Annotated in this window: 17 protein-coding genes; 9 read left to right on the top strand and 8 right to left on the bottom strand. The window is 73.0% G+C overall.

The genetic code is table 11. The features are described 5' to 3' along the window. Positions 1-43 precede the first annotated feature (43 nt). From DEJ18_RS01600 to DEJ18_RS01615, 4 genes are all read left to right on the top strand, one after another. Positions 44-1,684 carry a glycoside hydrolase family 13 protein gene (locus DEJ18_RS01600; RefSeq protein WP_111209305.1) on the top strand — a complete coding sequence of 547 codons (1,641 nt, stop codon included), beginning with the start codon at positions 44-46 and terminating at the stop codon, positions 1,682-1,684. 103 nt (positions 1,685-1,787) lie between these two features. Beyond that, on the top strand, positions 1,788-3,866 hold the full coding sequence (locus tag DEJ18_RS01605; RefSeq protein ID WP_111209306.1) for a lectin-like domain-containing protein: 2,079 nt from the start codon (positions 1,788-1,790) through the stop codon (positions 3,864-3,866). 181 nt (positions 3,867-4,047) lie between these two features. Then, a complete protein-coding gene (locus tag DEJ18_RS01610) occupies positions 4,048-4,689 on the top strand; it encodes a DUF308 domain-containing protein (protein WP_258376817.1) in 642 nt (213 codons plus the stop codon). Next, complete coding sequence (locus DEJ18_RS01615) at positions 4,686-4,955, top strand: hypothetical protein (RefSeq protein ID WP_111081849.1); 270 nt, start codon at positions 4,686-4,688, stop codon at positions 4,953-4,955. The genes DEJ18_RS01610 and DEJ18_RS01615 overlap by 4 nt, the downstream gene beginning before the upstream one ends. A gap of 60 nt (positions 4,956-5,015) precedes the next feature. Here DEJ18_RS01615 and DEJ18_RS01620 read toward each other — a convergent pair whose 3' ends face one another. Continuing rightward, positions 5,016-5,924, bottom strand: a complete 909-nt coding sequence (locus DEJ18_RS01620; protein ID WP_181434086.1) for a LysR family transcriptional regulator — start codon at positions 5,922-5,924, stop codon at positions 5,016-5,018. A 48-nt stretch (positions 5,925-5,972) separates the two neighbouring features. Between DEJ18_RS01620 and DEJ18_RS01625 the strand changes: the two genes are divergently transcribed. Together DEJ18_RS01625 and DEJ18_RS01630 are read left to right on the top strand one after the other, a co-directional pair. After that, entirely contained in the window at positions 5,973-7,232 is a 1,260-nt protein-coding gene (locus DEJ18_RS01625; protein WP_111209308.1) for an MFS transporter, read from the top strand. 177 nt (positions 7,233-7,409) lie between these two features. Further along, the gene (locus DEJ18_RS01630; RefSeq protein WP_111209309.1) at positions 7,410-8,039 is read left to right on the top strand and encodes a hypothetical protein; all 630 of its coding nucleotides are present in this window, start codon (positions 7,410-7,412) and stop codon (positions 8,037-8,039) included. Between the two features lie 39 nt (positions 8,040-8,078). Here DEJ18_RS01630 and DEJ18_RS01635 read toward each other — a convergent pair whose 3' ends face one another. Continuing rightward, positions 8,079-8,993 carry a cation diffusion facilitator family transporter gene (locus DEJ18_RS01635; protein WP_111209683.1) on the bottom strand — a complete coding sequence of 305 codons (915 nt, stop codon included), beginning with the start codon at positions 8,991-8,993 and terminating at the stop codon, positions 8,079-8,081. A 48-nt stretch (positions 8,994-9,041) separates the two neighbouring features. Here DEJ18_RS01635 and DEJ18_RS01640 point away from each other — a divergent pair, with 48 nt between their 5' ends. Beyond that, on the top strand, positions 9,042-9,740 hold the full coding sequence (locus DEJ18_RS01640) for a DUF4166 domain-containing protein (protein ID WP_111209310.1): 699 nt from the start codon (positions 9,042-9,044) through the stop codon (positions 9,738-9,740). Between the two features lie 20 nt (positions 9,741-9,760). Continuing rightward, a complete protein-coding gene (locus DEJ18_RS01645) occupies positions 9,761-10,744 on the top strand; it encodes an epimerase (RefSeq protein ID WP_111209684.1) in 984 nt (327 codons plus the stop codon). Here DEJ18_RS01645 and DEJ18_RS01650 read toward each other — a convergent pair. Further along, positions 10,713-11,804, bottom strand: coding sequence for an EamA family transporter (locus DEJ18_RS01650; protein WP_111209311.1), 1,092 nt, complete (start codon positions 11,802-11,804; stop codon positions 10,713-10,715). The genes DEJ18_RS01645 and DEJ18_RS01650 overlap by 32 nt on opposite strands. Positions 11,805-11,875: 71 nt before the next feature. Between DEJ18_RS01650 and DEJ18_RS01655 the strand changes: the two genes are divergently transcribed. Continuing rightward, positions 11,876-12,790, top strand: a complete 915-nt coding sequence (locus DEJ18_RS01655; protein WP_111209312.1) for a LysR family transcriptional regulator — start codon at positions 11,876-11,878, stop codon at positions 12,788-12,790. Positions 12,791-12,904: 114 nt separating this feature from the next. Here the strand turns inward: DEJ18_RS01655 and DEJ18_RS01660 are convergent, their stop codons facing one another. The 5 genes from DEJ18_RS01660 to DEJ18_RS01680 all read right to left on the bottom strand — a co-directional run bounded on the left by DEJ18_RS01660 (position 12,905) and on the right by DEJ18_RS01680 (position 17,630). Then, the gene (locus DEJ18_RS01660) at positions 12,905-13,990 is read right to left on the bottom strand and encodes a hypothetical protein (RefSeq protein WP_111209313.1); all 1,086 of its coding nucleotides are present in this window, start codon (positions 13,988-13,990) and stop codon (positions 12,905-12,907) included. A 195-nt stretch (positions 13,991-14,185) separates the two neighbouring features. Continuing rightward, a complete protein-coding gene (locus DEJ18_RS01665) occupies positions 14,186-14,731 on the bottom strand; it encodes a L,D-transpeptidase (protein ID WP_258376818.1) in 546 nt (181 codons plus the stop codon). 551 nt (positions 14,732-15,282) lie between these two features. After that, positions 15,283-16,668: an adenylosuccinate lyase gene (gene purB, locus DEJ18_RS01670; protein WP_111209314.1), complete on the bottom strand. Its 1,386-nt coding sequence runs from the start codon at positions 16,666-16,668 to the stop codon at positions 15,283-15,285. Next, positions 16,665-17,177, bottom strand: a complete 513-nt coding sequence (locus DEJ18_RS01675) for a low molecular weight protein-tyrosine-phosphatase (RefSeq protein ID WP_111081945.1) — start codon at positions 17,175-17,177, stop codon at positions 16,665-16,667. Before DEJ18_RS01675 ends, purB begins: the two co-directional genes overlap by 4 nt. A gap of 51 nt (positions 17,178-17,228) precedes the next feature. After that, positions 17,229-17,630, bottom strand: a complete 402-nt coding sequence (locus tag DEJ18_RS01680; RefSeq protein WP_111081858.1) for a phage holin family protein — start codon at positions 17,628-17,630, stop codon at positions 17,229-17,231. Positions 17,631-17,813: the final 183 nt, after the last annotated feature.

The raw sequence follows: 17,813 nt of genomic DNA on the forward strand, positions 1-17,813 counted from the left end.
GAGGCTCGCACCGTGCGGAGGGGCCGTCGGTACTGTCGGCGACGTGACCCCGAAGAAGACGCCGAGCGACTCGCCCCGCACCACCGACCCGACCTGGTGGCGACAGGCCGTCGTCTACCAGGTGTACCCACGGAGCTTCGCCGACTCCGACGGGGACGGCGTGGGGGACATCGCCGGCGTGACCAGCCGTGTGCCGTACCTCGCCGAACTCGGCGTCGACGCACTGTGGCTGTCGCCTTTCTACCCGTCGCCGCTCGCCGACGGTGGCTACGACGTCGCCGACTACCGGGATGTCGACCCGAAGCTCGGCACGCTCGAGCAGCTCGACGAACTCGTCCACACCGCCCACGAGCACGACCTCCGGGTCATCGTCGACCTCGTGCCGAACCACACCTCGGACCAGCACGAGTGGTTCCGCGCGGCGCTCGCCGCGGCTCCCGGGTCCGCCGAGCGCGCCAGGTACGTCTTCCGGGACGGCTCCGGGCCGGACGGCGACCAGCCGCCGAGCGACTGGGTGTCGAACTTCGGCGGCAGCGCGTGGACCCGGGTGCCGGACGGCCAGTGGTACCTGCACCTCTTCGCGCCCGAGCAGCCCGATCTCGACTGGACGAACGCCGAGGTGCGGCAGGACTTCGAGGACACGCTCCGCTTCTGGTCCGACCGGGGCGTGGACGGCTTCCGGGTCGACGTCGCACACGGGCTGGCGAAGGACCTGTCCGAGCCGTACCGTCCCTCGAACGCCGAGGCCCTGCCCCTCGACGGCTCCGATCCGCTGTACGACCGCGACGAGGTGCACGAGATCTTCGCGGACTGGCGGAAGGTGCTCGACCAGTACGACCCACCGCGCGCGGCGATCGCCGAGGCGTGGGCGGCGGCACCGCGTCGCGTGCTGTACGCCCGACCGACCGAACTCGGCCAGGCCTTCAACTTCGACCTCCTCGAGGCACCGTTCGACCCGGACGAGTTCCGGACGCTCATCGACCAGAACCTCGAGGCGGCGCAGACCTCGGGTGGTTCGAGCACGTGGGTCCTGTCGAACCACGACGTGGTCCGCCACGCCACCCGCTACGGGCTCCCCTACGGCACGGACACCGACGAGTGGCTCATGTCCGACGGGGCGACGCCGCCGCTCGACCGCGAGGCAGGCCTCCGACGTGCCCGCGCTGCGACGCTGCTCGTGCTCGCCCTGCCGGGCTCGTCCTACGTCTACCAGGGCGAGGAACTCGGGTTGCACGAGGCGCCGGCGATCCCGCACGACCGGTTGCAGGACCCGAAGTGGCTCCGCACCGGTCACACCGTGAAGGGCCGGGACGGCTGCCGCGTCCCGATCCCGTGGACGGAGACGGGGCCGTCGTTCGGCTTCGGTGACGTCGCGCCGCACCTGCCCCAGCCGGAGGACTTCGGAGCGTCGAGCGTGGAGGCCCAGGACCGGGTACCCGGGTCGACGCTGTCCTGCTACCGCGAGGCCCTGGCTGCTCGTCGTCGGTTGCAGCAGGGCGAGGAGCTCGAGTGGATCGAGACCTCGTCGCCCGAGGTGGTCGCCTTCGCGCGGCACGACGGGTGGCGGTCGTACACGAACTTCGGCGACGAGCCGGTGCCGATGCCGGACGGCGCCGTCATCGTCACGTCCGGCCGGCTCGGGGACGGCGTCCTGCCGGGCGGCACGACGGTCTGGGTGGCCTAGCAGGGACGGGCCTCCCCTCCACATCCGGGAGGCCCGTGGTGTCGATCCACAGGTCGGGTCGGCGCCGTCTCGGCGCGGTCCTCGCACAGCGACGATCGGTGGCATGACACACGACACCACCTGCTCATCACCTCCTCCCGCTCGCCGCCGCGGCCCGGCCCGGGCTCCGAGCGCCCGTCCGACCGATGCCCGGTCCACCGATGCCCGGTCGACCAGGCGCCGGTGGGGCCGGCGCGGGGCGTTCGTCCGTGCATGCACCCTGGCGGCGGCCGCGGTCGCCCTCGGGACCGTCGCCGTCCCGACCCTGCCGCCGCCGGCAGCGACCGCCGACGACCTCACCTTCCCCTGGTCCACCGGCTTCGACGACGCAGCCGGTGGGACCCTCAGCGGGTCGGCGGTGACGACCGGCGGACGGCTCCGTCTGACCGAGGCGACGCGCAACCAGGCCGGGGCGTGGGCCATGGGCGACGTGTTCCCGTCCTCGCTCGGGCTCGACATCGAGTTCGACTACGCGATGTGGACCTCGGCCGAGACCGGTGCGGACGGGCTCCTCCTCTCCCTGTCCGACGGTTCCGTCCCGGCAGGCGTCGGTGCGTACGGGTCGGCGCTGGGCTACGCATGCCGGTCCGACACCACCCAGGGGAGCGGACCGTGCACCCTGCCCGGCCTGCCCGGGGCCTTCGCAGCGGTCGCCCTCGACGAGTACGGCAACTTCTCGCTGCCGTTCAACGGGAGCGGACCGGGCCAGACACCGGACACCGTGACGATCCGCGGCTCGGGGGACGGGGTCTCCGGGTACCGGTTCGTCGACCACGCCGTCGTGACGTCCGGCGTCGCGACGGGCAGCCCGGCGACCCGGACGGTGCGGGTGACGCTCCTGCCCGAGGACGGCCGTCTGTCGCTGACGGTGCAGCTGGAGACGCCGGACGGCATGCACACGGTGCTCGACCGCGTGCCCCTCCAGGGATCCGGACAGGCGGCGCTGCCGGAGACCCTGCGTCTCGGGTTCGCCGGTGCCACCGGGTCGTTCTCCAGCGTGCACGAGATCGACGACCTGCACGTCAGCCAGCCCGCAGACCTCCGGGTCCAGCACGACATGCCGCCGGTCGTCGCCGGCGGGCAGGTCCGGTACACCGTGACCGCGTCCAACGTCGGCGCGAACGCGTCTTCGCCGAGCCCGCTCGACGTCGACGTCCCAGACGGGGTGCACGACGTCCACTGGACCTGCGCGGCGACGGCCCCCTCGACGTGCACCGCCCCGACCGGCACGGGCGACGTGCACACCGCCCTCGGGCTCGAGCGCGGCGGATCGGCGACCGTGACGATCGAGGGCACGGCCGACCCGGACGCGACCGGCACGCTGACGAGCACCGCGACGGTGCGCACCGCGCCGGGCTTGGCGGACACGAACGAGGCCGACAACACGTCCGTCGCGTCCGCCCCCGTCACGGCCGTCGCCCAGCTCAGCACCGGCAAGTCGGTCACGACGACGGACCCGGTCGCTCCCGGTGACGAGGTCGAGTACGTCCTGACCGCACGGAACTCCGGACCGTCCACGGCGCGGGACGTCGGCGCGGTGGACGACCTGCCCGCGCAGCTGACGTTCGTCGGGTCGGATGACGGCTGCACGGCGGAGGGGCAGCGCGTCACCTGCACGTCCGACGCAGATCTGGCGCCGGGGCAGGAGCACGCCTTCGAGGTCCGGGCCCGCCTCGACCCGGAGTACCGCGGCGACGGGTCGGACGTGGTGAACGTGGCGACGGCGACCTCGCCCACCGACCCGGACGGCGGTGAGGAGTCTCCCGAGGTCCCGATCCGCGTGGTCGACCCGGAGGGTCCGGGAGGGCCAGCGGGTCCGGAAGGTCCGGAAGGTCCTGGCGGGCCGACCGGCCCGGCAGGTCCTGTGGGCCCGACCGGTCCGGCGGGAACCGTCGGACCCGCTGGCCCCACCGCATCGGGGCACTCGGGGGCATCGCCGTCGGACGCGCCCCGCGGTGGCGCCGGAGAGCGGGGCGTCGGCCCTGGGAAGCTCGCCTACACGGGGTCCTCCGGCCTGGCTGTGACCGGGGCGGCCGCGGCGGCGCTCGCCGCCGCCGGTGGCGGTGTCTGGTTCCTCCTGCGTCGTCGGCGGCGGTCCGTCGGCCCGGACGCTGCTGTGGGCGACGACGCCGGACAGGGGTGACGGGGACGGCGGTGGTGGGGGAGGCCGACGCCAACCCCGACCGCCGCCGCTCCGGTGCTCCCGGGTGCCCCTGCTGACGGCGCCCGGCCGGGGCGTGGCACGGCCCCGAGCGGCCCGGGCGGACGACCGGGACGGCGGCGGTAGGATCGACCGTACGAACCGCCAGCCCGAGAGAGGTCCTGTGTCCGACTCCGTGGACGACGCCCACCAGCGCGCGCGGTACTGGCCGGTCCCCGTCCTCCGGGCAGTCCCGGCCGCCGTCATCGCGATGGTGATCACCTTCTCCTCGAACCACGCAGCCGGGTTCGGTCTCGTGCTGTTCGGGGTCTTCGCCCTCGTCGACGGTGCCGTGTTGGCGTGGGGGAGCGTGGCCCGCCTCGCGGACGACGCCGGTCCGCGCCGCTCCGGACTCCTGCAGGCGGTGCTCTCCGTCCTCGCCGGCGTGACCGCGATCGCGGGGAGTGGTCTCGGCCTCCCGGCGTTCATCACCGTGGTGGTCGCGTACGCCGTCCTGACGGGGGCACTCGAACTCGCGCAGGGCCTCCGTTCGCGGGGCCGGTCGCCGTTCTCCCGCGACTGGACGACCATCGGCGGGCTCACCCTGTTGCTCGCGATCGCCTTCCTCGTGACACCCCCCGACTACTCGCAGCAACTCGGCGGAGTCGAGCGGGTCACCGGCACCCTGGACGCGTCGATCGTCCTCGTCGGACTCCTCGGCGCGTACCTCGCCATCGCGGCGGTCTTCCACCTGATCGCCGGCCTCTCGCACAAGTGGGGAACGGCCGCCCCCACGGCCACCCCGGACGGAGCACCACACGCATGACCACCCCCAGCCGTCGTGACCGCCTGCGTCCGGCCGAACTCCTCGGGATGTCCGCGATCATCGCGGTCGTCGTCGGGCTCGTCGTGCTGATGTCCACGCGCGAGGTGACGCTCTCGCTCGTCTTCTTCGGTGTCGGGTTCATCGTCGTCGTCGTGGTGATGGCGATGCTCCAGCTCACGTCCACCACCGACCAGGACGACAACGACATGCTCGGCGGGCACAAGACGCCGGGTGACGGCACGGGCGACGGGGACGGCTTCCACTAGGTCCGGCCCACTGACGCGACTCGTGGTGGACGCACGGTGCGACCGTGGCTCCGCCCGACGTCAGTGCGTCGCCGCGACGATGTCCCGCGCGAGCGCCAGCGTCGCCCGGTTCGGCTCCGGGGCGCTCCGCATCGCGAGGCCGATCCGCAGGGGTTCGACCTCGTCCTCGAGTTCCAGCACCGCACCGTCGAACCGGACGCCGGAGTCCGGCACGACCCCGACACCGATGCCCGCCGACGCGAAGCGCACGACCGCCGGCATGTCGTTCATCTCCGCCACCACCCGTCTCCGGATGCCGAGTCGCTCGAGCGCTGCGTCGAGGATCATCCGGTTGCCGAACCCGTGCGCGGTGTCGACGAAGGACTCGTCCGCCAGGTCGGCGAGCGACACCGACCCGCGTCCGGCGAGCACGTGGTCGGCCGCCACGAACACGCGGAACGGCAGCACCCGGAGCGGCTCGACGACCACTCCCGACGGCGTGGTCGGCAGGCCCGTGTAGGCCAGGTCGAGCCGCCCCGCCACCAGGTCCTGCACGAGCCCCGTGGTCCCGGTCGGTGAGGTCATCAGTTCCACCGAGACGAGCGGATGCCGCTGACGGAACCCGCGGAGGACCCCCGTCAGGTCGACGACGTCCATGCTCGTGAAGATCCCGAGGCGCACCCGGCCCCGGAGTTCGGCGTCGGAGACGGCAGCGAGGTCCCGCATCCGGTCGAGTGACTCGAGCACGGCGCGGGCGTGCGGCAGCAGGTCCTCACCGGACGCGGTCAGGACGAGGCGCCGACCGCCGCGTTCGAACAGCCGTGTCCCCAGCGACCGTTCCAGGCTGGCGATCCCCGCCGACACCGTCGACTGCGCGGCCCAGAGCCGTTCGGCCGCTCGGGTGACACTGCCCTCGGCCGCGACGGCGACGAACTGTTCCAGCAGGCGGGTCTCCATCCCCTCATCATCGACCTGATCGATGGCGATCATCAAGAGCGTCCGTTTGACCCGATGAGACCTCGGCGGGACCATCGAGGCATGTCAACCGTCACTGCAACGTCGGCGTCCGACGCCCCGGCCACAGCTCCGGCCCCACGAGGCCGTCGAGCACACACGCGTCGCCGCCACGGCTTCGGCTTCTGGGCCGTCGCCTTCGCCTTCACCTCGGTGATGGCCTTCGCGACCGTCCCCGCCCCGCTCTACGTGATCTACCAGGCGCGTGACGGCTTCCCGACCTTCACGACCACCGTCGTCTTCGCCGCGTACGGCCTCGGCGTCGTCGCCTCGCTCTGGCTCGCCGGGCACCTCAGCGACGTACACGGCCGTCGTCCGCTCATCCTGGTGTCCGTGGCGCTCGAACTCGTCGCCGCCGTCCTGTTCCTCCTCTGGAACGACGTCACCGGGCTGATCGTGGCGCGGCTCGTCACCGGCCTCGGTGTCGGGACCCTCACCGCCACGGCGACCGCCCACCTCGGGGAGCTCAGGGTCCGGGCGACCGGCGACGAGTCCTCGGCGACGGGTGCGAGCGTGGCCGCGGGTGTCGTCAACCTCGGCGGACTGTCGCTCGGAGCCCTCACCGGAGGCGCGCTGGCCGAGTTCGTCGGACAGCCGCTCATGGTGCCCTACGTGGTGTTCGTGATCGCCCTGGCCGTCGCCTTCGTCGGGGTGCTCGCCGTGCCCGAGACCGTCGACCGCCCGGTGAGCCCGCCGCCGTACCACCCGCAGCGCCTCCAGGCCCCCGAGGGTCAGGGCACCGCTTTCTGGGCCGCCGGGACGGGTGCCTTCGCCGCACTCGCCGTGCAGGGGCTCTTCACCTCGGTCGCGCCGACCTTCCTCGGGACGACCTTCCACGTCACCGACCGACTGGCCGCTGGTGCCACGACCTTCGGGGTCTTCGCCGCGAGCGCGCTGTCGCAGATCGTCTTCGCGAAGCTCCCGCAGCGCACGCAGATCCGGCTCGGCGTCGGGCTGTTGGTCGGCGGCCTCGCGGTCCTCGCGGTCTCGGCGGTGGTGCTCCAGGTCGCCGGGTTCATCGGCGGCGGGGTCGTCGCCGGCGCCGGGGTCGGCCTGCTCTTCCGCGCCTCCATCGGCAGCGCCGGTGCCCTCGTCGGTTCCGAGCAGCGCGGTGGCGTCCTGGCGGCCACGTTCCTCATCGCCTACGCCGGGCTCACCGTCCCGGTCGTCGCGGTCGGCGCCGCACTGCTCGTCCTGCCGACCCTGCCCGTCCTCATCGGGTACGTGGTGCTCGTCGCGACGCTCGCGAGTGTCGCGGGGGCGCGCCTGGCCGCACGCGCCTGACCCGGCGCGACACGCCCCCGTCCATCCGAGACGCCGCCGAACGCGTGAGACGCTGCTCGATCCGGCGGCGTCTCGCGGGCTCGGCGGCGTCTCGGAGTCCGGCGGCGTTCCCTGGCATCCGGCGGTCCCGAGGCTCCGGCGCCCCGGAGGCGCGCACCCCTCCGGCATACTGGCCCGATGCCCCAGAAGCGCTCGCGATCCACCTTCACCGGTCTCGCGGCGGTCCTCGCCGCCGGCCTCGTGATCGGTGGTTTCGTCGTGTCGAACGCCCGCCAGGGTGACGACGCGGTGTCGTCCGTAGCACCCTCGGCGACCGCGGGTGTCCCGGTCGGCGAGGGAGCCGGAGGCCGTTCCGCGGCGAGCGACGGCGGCGTCGCGGTGATCGACCGGGTCGGCCCCGACCTCCCCGGTCGACGCGCGCTGTGGCCGTGTGGTTCGGACAGTCGTGCCCGCGTCGCCTCGTACGGGACCACGGCCCTCGGCACGGTCGTGATGCAGTGCGGGAACGCCGCGCAGGGCTACGAGCACATCCGCGTCCGGCACACCGCCGACTGGGAGGACGTCCTCCGCGGCCACACCACGAGCCGGGACTGGGACGACGCCATGTTCACCGCCGTGCACACGGCTCTGACCGACCCGCAGAAGGGGCTGCCGGTCGACGCCGGGGACGGCAAGGTCTGCTACGCCGCACCGGTCCGTTTCGACGACGGCAGCACGCCCAGCCCGGACGGCTTCGTCAAGGTGATCGTGTCCGCGACGACGGAGCGGGTCATCACGGCGTACCCGACGGACGAGTCGGACTGCTGACCCACCGGACCGAGGCCCCGTGGGGCGCGTCGGCACCGGTCAGGCGTGTACCTCGTGCTCGTGTCGCTGGTGGGACACCGGTTCGAGCTGGAAGGTCGAGTGTTCGACCGGCACGTCGAAGTGCTCCGCCACGCACTGCTGCAACTCGTCCAGGATCGCCGGTGCGTGCGCGGTCGTGAAGCAGTGGTCGTCCACCACGACGTGCGCGGTGAGGTTCGGGACACCGGTCGACACCAGTGTGGCGTGCAGGTCGTGCACGGCGATCACGTGGTCGAGCTCGAGGATGTGCCCGCGGACCGCGTCGAGGTCGAGCCCCCGCGGGGTGGCCTCGAGCAGGACGTCCGCGGTCTCGCGCAGGAGCTTCACGGCACGGGGCAGGATGAGCGCCCCGATGAGCAGTGCTGCGACCGAGTCCGCCCGCTCCCAGCCGGTCAGGAACAGCACGACGGCGGCCGCGATGACGGCGACGGACCCGAGGGTGTCGTTGAGGACCTCGAGTCGCGCCGCCCGCGAGGTGAACCCCTCGCCCGACGCCCGGACGAGGACCGCGAACGCCACGAGGTTGCCGACGAGCCCGACGAAGCCGAAGACGAGCAGTGGTCCCGCCTCGATCTCCTCGGGCACGAACAACCGCTGGACCGCGGAGATCACCACGTAGACGCCGACCGCGAGCAGGATCGCGGCCTGTGCGGTCGCGCCGAGGACCTCCGCCCGCTGGTACCCCCACGTGCGTCGGGCCGTCGGGATCCGCCGTGCCAGACGCGTGGCGACGAGGCCGATGCCCAGCCCGCCGGTGTCGACGACCATGTGCCCGGCGTCGACGAGCAGGGCGAGCGACCCGGTCACGACCGCCCCGACGACCTCGGCCAGCAGGATCCCCGCGGAGATGCAGAAGGCGACCAGCAGCGCGCGCTCGGACGCGTGTCCGTGCGTGTGGCCGTGGTCGTGTCCCATGCCCGCCATCGTAGGAGCACCGTCCGACGACGTGCCAGGATCGGGGTCGTGAGCCGGTCGCCGTACGAGCTGAGTGCGCCCGCCGACGTCCTCGCCCGCCTGCACCCCCATCTCCGGACCTACTTCGGTCCGGTCCCGCCCGGGTCCGTCGGCCGCGGCGAGGGGGTCTTCACCGTCGTCGGGACCCCGCGCCGGTGGCTCTGGCCCGTCCTGGCGCTCTTCGCCCGCGACGCCGTGGTGTTCCCGGTCTGGGAGCACGACGTCCCGTTCACGGTCGAGAACCGCCCGGTGCGCGTCGGTCGCGGAGCCGGAGCCGGGGCCGTCGACCTCGCGCCCGGTCCCGTCCCCGCTCGTGACGCCGGACGCGTCGCCGTCCGCGCTCGCCGCACCTTCCACTTCCGCTCCGGCGACCGGACGATGGTCGACGCGATCACCGCCGAGCCGGAGGGTCTCGTCGACCACCTCGGCCACCGCGGCCGGGTGAGCGCGCTGCTGGCCGTGGACGTCGCGGCGACCGGACCGGATGCCGGAGCCCTCCGCCTGGTCTCCACGCGCGTGACGGTCCGCGCGCTGGGACGTGGGTGGAGCCTCCCGGCCGTCATCGCACCGCGGGTGGTGCTCACCGAACGATTCGATGACGATGCCGACGTGCAGCGCGTGTCCCTGGTGCTCTCCGCCCCGGTCCTCGGCACGCTGTACCGGTACGAGGGGGCGTTCCGGTACGCCGTCGTGCCCGACGACGCGTGACACGGGACCAGGAGGACAGCATGAGCGAGCAGCAGCAGCAGCGGCGTGTGGTGGTGGCGGGGGCGAGCGGGTTCGTCGGCCGGTACCTGCAGGACGCGTTCCGCGCCGAGGGGTACGAGGTCGTCACCGTCGGTCGCGCCGGCGACGCGGTCTGGGGGAACACCCTGCGGATCCGGGAACTCGTCGACGGAGCCGACCTCGTCGTGAACATGGCCGGCAAGAGCGTGAACTGCCGGTACGGACGCCGGAACCGTGCGGAGATCCTGCGCTCCCGGGTCGACACCACGCTCGAGCTGGCCGAGGCGATCCGGACCGCCGAGCACCCGCCACCGCTGTGGCTCAACGCGTCCACCGCGACGATCTACCGGCACGCCGACGACCGCCCGCAGGACGAGGAGACGGGGGAGCTCGGGGAGGGCTTCTCGGTCGGGGTCGCCCGCGCGTGGGAGGACGCCCTCTTCGGCGCCGACCTGCCGAGCACCCGGCGCGTGGCGCTGCGGATGGCGATCGTGCTCGGCGACGGCAGCGCGCTCGTGCCCCTGCTCCGTCTCGCGCAGGCCGGCCTCGGCGGACCGCAGTACGACGGCCCGTGGTTCCCGACCCGGGCGCGTCTCGCAGTGGGCACGTACCACCACGACCGGCACACGCACGGGCGGCAGCGTTTCAGTTGGGTGCACATCGACGACGTCCTCGGGGCGATCCGGTTCATCCGCGACCACGCGGACCTCGACGGCGTCGTCAACGTCACGAGTCCGAACCCGTCCGACAACCGCACCGTGATGGCCACGCTCCGCGACGCCGTCGGGCGGCGTTCCGGCCTGCCGACCTGGCGGTGGATGCTCGAGCTCGGGTCGTTCGCGATCCGCACCGAGACCGAGCTCGTGCTGAAGAGCCGGTGGGTGGTGCCGACCCGGCTCACGCAGGCCGGTTACGAGTTCCGGTACCCGCACCTGCGCGGGGCACTCGCCGAGATCATCGCCCAGCGGCGCCAGCGCCGGGCGTGAGGCCGGCCGCGGCCGCCGCAGCCGCAGCCGCGGCGTCGTCGGCGGTGGTGGAGCCGGCAGCCGCGGCGTCGGCGGCTGCGGTGGAGTCGACCGAGTCGGTGACGGGGGACGCCCCCGTCTGCTGAGGACGCCCCGGTCCGCCCAGGACACCTCCGGATCCGGCGGCGTCACGCAGGTCCGGCGGCGTCTCGACGACGCGGGGCGGCCGTGACGACCACAGCACCGCCCCCACGACGACTGCACCGGCCACGGCCTCGACCACGTCGGGGACCTCGCCGAACGCCGCCCACGAGGCCAGCACCCCGACGACCGGCACGAGCATCGAGAACGGCGCGACCGTGCTCGACGGGTACTTCCCCATCAGCCGCGACCAGATGCCGTAGCCGACCAGACTGGCCGCGACGACGATGTACAGGACGCCGAGGTCGGCCGGCAGTGCCTCGAGCGTGAACGCGGTGCCGAGCGCGTGGCCGATCCGCTCGGGTCCCTCGACGACGAACGACAGCACGGCCATCGGGATCGGCGGGACGACCGCCCACCAGAGCGTCAGGTGCAGCGGGTTCACCGGGCCGGTCCGCCGCGTCGCCACGTTGCCGAACGCCCAACCGAGGGCACCGCAGAGGACCAGCGCGACGGGCAGCAGCGCCGCGGTCTGCGCCCGGTGCACGGCGATCACGCCGAGGGCCGCGACGGCGATGCTGACGCCGATCACCTGGCGCGCGGTCAGACGTTCCCGGAGCAGCACCCCGGCGAGCAGGACCGTGAACGGCGCTGCCGCCTGCACCACGAGCGACGCCAGTCCCGACGGCATCCCGGCGGCCATGCCGAGGTACAGGAACGCGAACTGCACGACCCCGAGCGTCGCGCCGACGAGCAGGATCCACCGGAACGGCACCTTCGGCCGTGGCACGAACAGCAGCGTCGGGACCGCGAGCAGGGTGAACCGCACCGCCGCGAGCAGGAACGGCGGGTAGTGCTCGAGCGCGATCGCGGTCGCCGGGAAGTTCAGGCCCCAGGCGACGGCGACGACCAGGGCGAGGATGCGATCGCGGAACAGCACCGGATGATCGTCCCGCACCCGACGCAGTAGCACCAGCGAACGATCCGACAGGCTCGTTGTAGGGTCCCTGCATGGTCGGCTTCGACATCGCCCTGCTGCCCGTCCTCCGCGAACTCGCCGAGCGGGGGAGTGTCACCGCGGTCGCCACCGCCACGCACCGGACACCGAGTGCCGTGTCGCAGCAGCTCCGGACCCTGCAGCGTCAGGCCGGGGTGCCGCTCGTCGAACGCGTCGGCCGCGGCGTGCGCCTCACCGAGCACGGTCGTGCCCTGGCGGGGATGGCGACCGGCGTCGCGACCGCCCTCGCGACCGTCGAGTCCGCGTGGGCGGAGCACCTCGCCGGTGCCACCGGCACGGTGGACCTCGCGGTGTTCCCCTCGGCCGCGGAACTGCTGCTGCCCGGGCTCCTCACCCGCATGCGCGCCCATCCCGCGATCGCGCTCGAACTCTCCGACGTCGACGTGAGCGAGGGCGAGTTCGCCCCGCTGACCGCTGACCACGACGTCGTCATCGGCCACCGGCCCGACGGCGCCCGCGGTGCGGACCGCCGGACCGTCGAGACGGTCCCGCTGCTCCGGGAACCGCTCGACGTCGCCCTGCCGCTCGACCACCCCCTGGCAGGCCGGGCACGGGTCGGCATCGAGGACGTCGTCGGTGAGACCTGGATCGGCGTGCCCGAGGACTACCCGATCGACCGGGTGCTCACCGCGATGGCGGCCGCGTCGGACACGCCACCGTCGGTGGCGTTCCGCACGATCCACCTGCCGGTGATCGAGAACCTGGTCGCCGCGGGACACGGCATCGCGCTCGTGCCCCGCTACACCTCACGCACGCGCGCACCCGGACGGTTCCACCTCGCCACCCTCGCCGACGTCCGGGCGGGCCGGCGGATCGAGGCGCTGGTCCGTCCGGACCGCGCGGTCCGTCCCGCGGTCCGGGTCGTCCTGGAGGCCCTGGTCGCCGAGGCGACGGACGTCACCACCTGAGCAGGTGCGGTGCGGGCCGGACCGGAACGCGCCTCCCGTCCGCAGGACGCAGGACGGGCGGCGACGCGCTCCGGTGGTCGGTTGCGCGTCGCCGCCCGGGGCGTGCGGGGTGGTTCAGCCGGTGAAGGCCGCGGGACCGGCGACGGGGACGGCAACCGGCGCCCTTCCCGGCGTCGGTGCGGGCGTCGCGACCGGTGGCGCGACCGGAGGCGTGGTGACGGCATCGGGGCTGACCGTCAACGCGAACACGACGGCGACGCCGGAGTCCAGGCCCTCGACGAAGAGTCGGTACTCGCTGGCCGGCAGTGAGGACTGGAACTCCGCCGTGCCGGAGACGGCTCCGTCCGCGCCGGCGGTGAAGACGTTCCTGTCCGGGACGACCTCGAGGTTGGGCAGGAGCAGGAACGCAGAGACCTCTTCGCCGGGGATGAAGCCCGTGGCGGTGATGTCGATCCCCGCGGCCCGGAGGGTCGACGGGGTGACCGTTCCGGGGAGGACGATGGTGCCCGTGGGCTCGGGCGTGAAGTACGAGTCGGTGCCGTCGCCGAGGATGCCGACGACGGTGCCCGCTGCGGAGGCGGCCGACGCGCCGTACCCGGTGATGACGGCGTCGGGCGACGTGGCGGCGATCTGTGCCTGGAAGTCCGCCAGGGCGGCGTCCGTACCGGCGGCGATGTCCCCGATCGGGACGGCGGAGCGCCACGGACCGTCGACACCCGTGGCGCCACCGTTCACCGCGGTGAGCACGGCCGGGGTCGTGTTGTCGGTCGAACCCCCGAGGTCGACGAAGACGCTGTAGCGCGCGCCGCCGCTCGCGACGAGGTCGGCGGTCGCGAGCCCGAGGCCCTCGCGGCCCGCGCGGTCCGAGCTGTAGAGGGATGTGAGGTCGGTGGTGGCATCGCCGGTGCGGGCGTGCCCGACGGCCGTCCCCAGCGGCAGCTCGAGGCCGCCGACGCTCGACGTGGTGGGACCGGTCGTGAACCAGGACTCCGGGAACGCGCCCGTGCTCCAGGTCGTGAGGTCGGCCTGGGTCAACCACTCGTCTCCGCCGCTCGCGACCGCGCGTGCCTGGTTCTCGGTGGACGACGGGGTCGTCGCCTGGATCGTCGTGGTGTCCGCGTTCGCGACGGCCGGCAGCGTGACGAGCGCGGCGGCGAGGACGGAGGCCGCGAGCGCGGCGGTGAGCGGTGGACGGTGCATGTTGTGCTCCCGGGAACGGGCGCCCGGGCGGGGCGCGACGCAGACCCCGGCTCCCGCGACGTCGCGGCCCCCCTTGAGTCCCTCGACATCGTATTGAAGTTCTCTCACGGCAAGGTGCGCTGAAGGTCACGATTCGGGATCGGCGTCGCCCGCCTCCGGTCGGTCGGGTCCCGGACGGGCGCGACCTGGCCCGGCTCAGCGCACCTGGAACGGCGTCCCGAGCGGCAGGCGTCCGGCCAGGGCGGAGATGTCGGCGTTCCGCATCCGGATGCAGCCGTGCGAGGCGTCGGCGCCGATGCTCGAAGCGTCGTCCGTGCCGTGCAGCCCGATCTGACCCGCTCCACCACCGAAGGAGTTGAGGACGTCGGAGAACGCCGTCGTGCCGTACGCGTACGGGCCGTAGCCGCTGTTCGTCGGCGCGAGGAGCTCCGTCAGCGCGAAGCGGCCCGTCGGCGTGGGCGTCCCCCCGGTCCCCGTGGCCACCGGGTACGAGTCGACGACGTCCCCCGCGCGGTAGAGGTCGAGGGTGTTCGTGGCCTCGGTCACGACGATCGCGTAGTCCGTGGTCGACAGGGACACCGCGGTGTCGGGGACCCAGCCGGTGCTGCCGTTCGGACGCTGCGCCAGCTGCACCCGCACCCAGCCGTCGCGCTGGTCGACCACGCGGAACACCAACGGCGCGCCGGACGACTGCGGGTTCGTCAGCCGCCCGGTCGCAGGGCCGTCGGGCTCGGCGCTCACCGGGACAGACGAGCCAGAGGCCGTCGCGATCGTCGTCGATGCCGGGGCGTCGACCGCAGCGAGGTCGACCGGCGTCCCAGAGGGGGACGGAGGCGGGGTCTCGGCGGCCGTCCGGGTCGGCGACGGGACTGCGGTGGGGCTTCCGGCCGGCGCCGGCGTGGGAGCCAGCGTGCCCGTCAGCACGACGGCGACCACCCCGGCGCACACGACGGTCACGGCGGCGGCGACCAGGGGCGCACGCCGTCGTGGGCCGGTCGGGGAGCTCGCCACGGTCAGCCGGGGAGCCCGGCGGTGGCCGCGAGGACGGTGGCGACTGCGGGGATGTGGGAGCGGAGCACGGAGTGTGGGTCCATCCAGTCGGGCGAGCGGGCACGTCACGATCTGCCGCCCCCGGGCTGAGCGGACGCAGCACCGCGAACGTAGCAGCAACCGGTGGGTTCCGGGAGCTCGATGAGGCGGGCCTCCCGTCCGGTCGCGAACCGCACCGTCGGCGGCGACACGCAACGCGATCGCGCTGCGCACCGCCGCCGACGTCGCGTCGTGCGGAGGGGTCAGACGTCCAGGTGGTCGACCAGCTCGTCTGCCAGGCCGGTGTAGCCGGCGGGCGTCAGGTTCGTCAGTCGGGCCTTCGCGCCGTCCGAGATGTCGAGCCCGTTCACGAACGTGACGAGGTCGTTCCGTCCGATCCGCTTGCCGCGCGTGAGTTCCTTGAGCATCGCGTACGGGTCCTCGATGTCGGACTGCCCTGCGGTGACCTCGGCACGGATGACCGTCTGGATCGCCTCGGCGAGCACCTCCCAGTTGCCGTCGAGGTCCTCGGCCAGGCGCGTCTCGTTCACCGCGATCTCGCCGAGCCCGCGGCGCAGGTTGTCGAGCGCCAGGAGCGAGTGCCCGAACGCGACGCCGATGTTCCGCTGCGTGGTGGAGTCGGTCAGGTCGCGCTGCAGGCGGCTCGTGACGAGGGTCTCGGACAGCGTCGAGAACAGCGCCGACGAGATCTCGAGGTTCGCCTCGGCGTTCTCGAACCGGATCGGGTTGATCTTGTGCGGCATCGTCGAGGACCCCGTGGCCCCGGCCACCGGGATCTGCGTGAAGTACCCCATCGAGATGTAGGTCCACACGTCGGTCGCCAGGTTGTGCAGGACCCGGTTGGCGTGGCGGACCCGGTCGTACAGCTCGGCCTGCCAGTCGTGCGACTCGATCTGGGTCGTCAGCGGGTTCCACGTCAGGCCCAGGCCCTCGACGAACTCGCGGGACAGTGCGGGCCAGTCCGCCTCGGGGTCGGCGGCCAGGTGCGCCGAGAAGGTGCCGGTCGCGCCGGAGAACTTGCCGAGGTACTCGCCCCGCTCCACCTGGGACAGGATCCGCTCCAGGCGGTAGACCACGACCGCGATCTCCTTGCCGAGCGTGGTCGGCGTCGCCGGCTGGCCGTGCGTGTGCGAGAGCATCGGGACGGCGCGGAGGCTCGTGGCCATCTCCCGCAGGCGCTCCACGACCGCGCGTGCGGACGGCAGCCAGACGTGCTCGACCGCGTCCCGCACGGTGAGCGCGTACGACAGGTTGTTGACGTCCTCGCTCGTCGCGGCGAAGTGGGTGAGCTCGGCGACGGCGTCGAGGCCCAGGTCGCTCAGCCGACGGCGGACGAAGTACTCGACCGCCTTGACGTCGTGACGCGTGGTCGCCTCGATCTCGGCGAGCTCCGCGATCTGCGCCTGACCGAAGTCGTCGACGATCGCGCGGAGGGCTGCCTTGTCATCGACCGACAGCGGCGAGGTGGTGAACATCGCGTGGTCGGTGAGGAAGACGAGCCACTCGACCTCGACCCGGATCCGGGCCCGGTTCAGCCCGGCCTCGGACAGGTGCTCACCCACCGTGTGCACGATCGGGTAGTAACGCCCGTCGAGCGGGCTGATCGGCTGCGGGGGAAGGGGGGTCATGGGGCTCCCTGGCGGACTGCCGGCTCGAGCTGGTGGAATAGCGCTCGGCAGGCCTGTTCGACCGTGCTGAGCACCCGGTCGAACTCGTGTCGGTCCGCGTAGTACGGGTCCGGCACGTCGGCCTGCTGAGGCCAGGCGTCGTCGTACCGCAACAGGAGCGTCACCTTGGCGGCGTCGTCCATCGTCGGAGCCCATGAACGCAAGATGCGTTCGTGGGAGCGGTCGAGTGCGACCACCAGGTCGAGGTCCGGGAACCGGTCCGGGTCGAACTGACGGGCGCGATGCCTGCTGCCATCGTATCCGCGTGCCGCGAGCGCTGCGATCGTGCGCTCGTCCGCGGGCTCGCCGACGTGCCAGTCGCCGGTGCCGGCGGACTCGACGACGAAGCGGTCGGCCATGCCCGCGTCGGCGGCCGTCTGCGCGAACACGATCGCGGCCATGGGCGACCGGCAGATGTTGCCGCTGCAGACGAAGGAGACACGGAAGGGCGACGGGGCGCCGGCGTCCATGGTCATGTGCACATCATGGCGCAGCCGGGTGACGGGCGCGATGCCCGTCCGTCAGGCACGACCGCGGCCGCGGAGCACCGGGCGGGCGACGAGCCCGACCAGCCAGGAGACCACCGCGAGCACGAACGCCCCGACGATGCCCCAGCCGAAGGACTCGACCGACAGCCCGAAGCCCAGAGCGGTCGAGACCCCGGCGACGATGAGCAGCAGGACGCCGTTGACGACGAACGAGATGAGCCCGAGCGTCAGCACGTAGAGGGGGAACGCGACGATCCGGATGAGGGTCCCGACCACGGCGTTCACGATCCCGAACACGAGTGCGACGAGCAGGTAGGTGAGGACGGTCTCGACGGGACCACCGTCCCCGAACGAGTCGACCGACACCCCGGCCACGATGAGGGTGGTGAGCCAGAGGGCGACGGCGTTGACGATGAGCCGGACGAGGAACCGCATGAACCCATGATGCCGCGTGCGACCGTTGGCCCGACCCGGTGACCGACCGACCTGTGCACATCCGTCACCTCGGGGGCGCAGCATCGCGGTCCTGCCCGTTGGCCTGACCCGGTGACCGACCGACCTGTGCACATCCGTCACCTCGGGGGCGCAGCATCGCGGTCCTGCCCGTTGGCCTGACCC

The sequence above is a fragment of the Curtobacterium sp. MCSS17_015 genome, from assembly GCF_003234265.2.
Taxonomy (GTDB): domain Bacteria; phylum Actinomycetota; class Actinomycetes; order Actinomycetales; family Microbacteriaceae; genus Curtobacterium.

Coding starts and splice junctions, on each gene's coding strand:
- DEJ18_RS01605 (WP_111209306.1), top strand. CDS start 1,788: ATGACACACGACACCACCTGCTCATCACCTCCTCCCGCTCGCCGCCGC.
- DEJ18_RS01615 (WP_111081849.1), top strand. CDS start 4,686: ATGACCACCCCCAGCCGTCGTGACCGCCTGCGTCCGGCCGAACTCCTC.
- DEJ18_RS01620 (WP_181434086.1), bottom strand. CDS start 5,924: ATGATCGCCATCGATCAGGTCGATGATGAGGGGATGGAGACCCGCCTG.
- DEJ18_RS01625 (WP_111209308.1), top strand. CDS start 5,973: ATGTCAACCGTCACTGCAACGTCGGCGTCCGACGCCCCGGCCACAGCT.
- DEJ18_RS01630 (WP_111209309.1), top strand. CDS start 7,410: ATGCCCCAGAAGCGCTCGCGATCCACCTTCACCGGTCTCGCGGCGGTC.
- DEJ18_RS01635 (WP_111209683.1), bottom strand. CDS start 8,993: ATGGGACACGACCACGGCCACACGCACGGACACGCGTCCGAGCGCGCG.
- DEJ18_RS01645 (WP_111209684.1), top strand. CDS start 9,761: ATGAGCGAGCAGCAGCAGCAGCGGCGTGTGGTGGTGGCGGGGGCGAGC.
- DEJ18_RS01655 (WP_111209312.1), top strand. CDS start 11,876: ATGGTCGGCTTCGACATCGCCCTGCTGCCCGTCCTCCGCGAACTCGCC.
- DEJ18_RS01660 (WP_111209313.1), bottom strand. CDS start 13,990: ATGCACCGTCCACCGCTCACCGCCGCGCTCGCGGCCTCCGTCCTCGCC.
- purB (WP_111209314.1), bottom strand. CDS start 16,668: ATGACCCCCCTTCCCCCGCAGCCGATCAGCCCGCTCGACGGGCGTTAC.
- DEJ18_RS01675 (WP_111081945.1), bottom strand. CDS start 17,177: ATGGACGCCGGCGCCCCGTCGCCCTTCCGTGTCTCCTTCGTCTGCAGC.
- DEJ18_RS01680 (WP_111081858.1), bottom strand. CDS start 17,630: ATGCGGTTCCTCGTCCGGCTCATCGTCAACGCCGTCGCCCTCTGGCTC.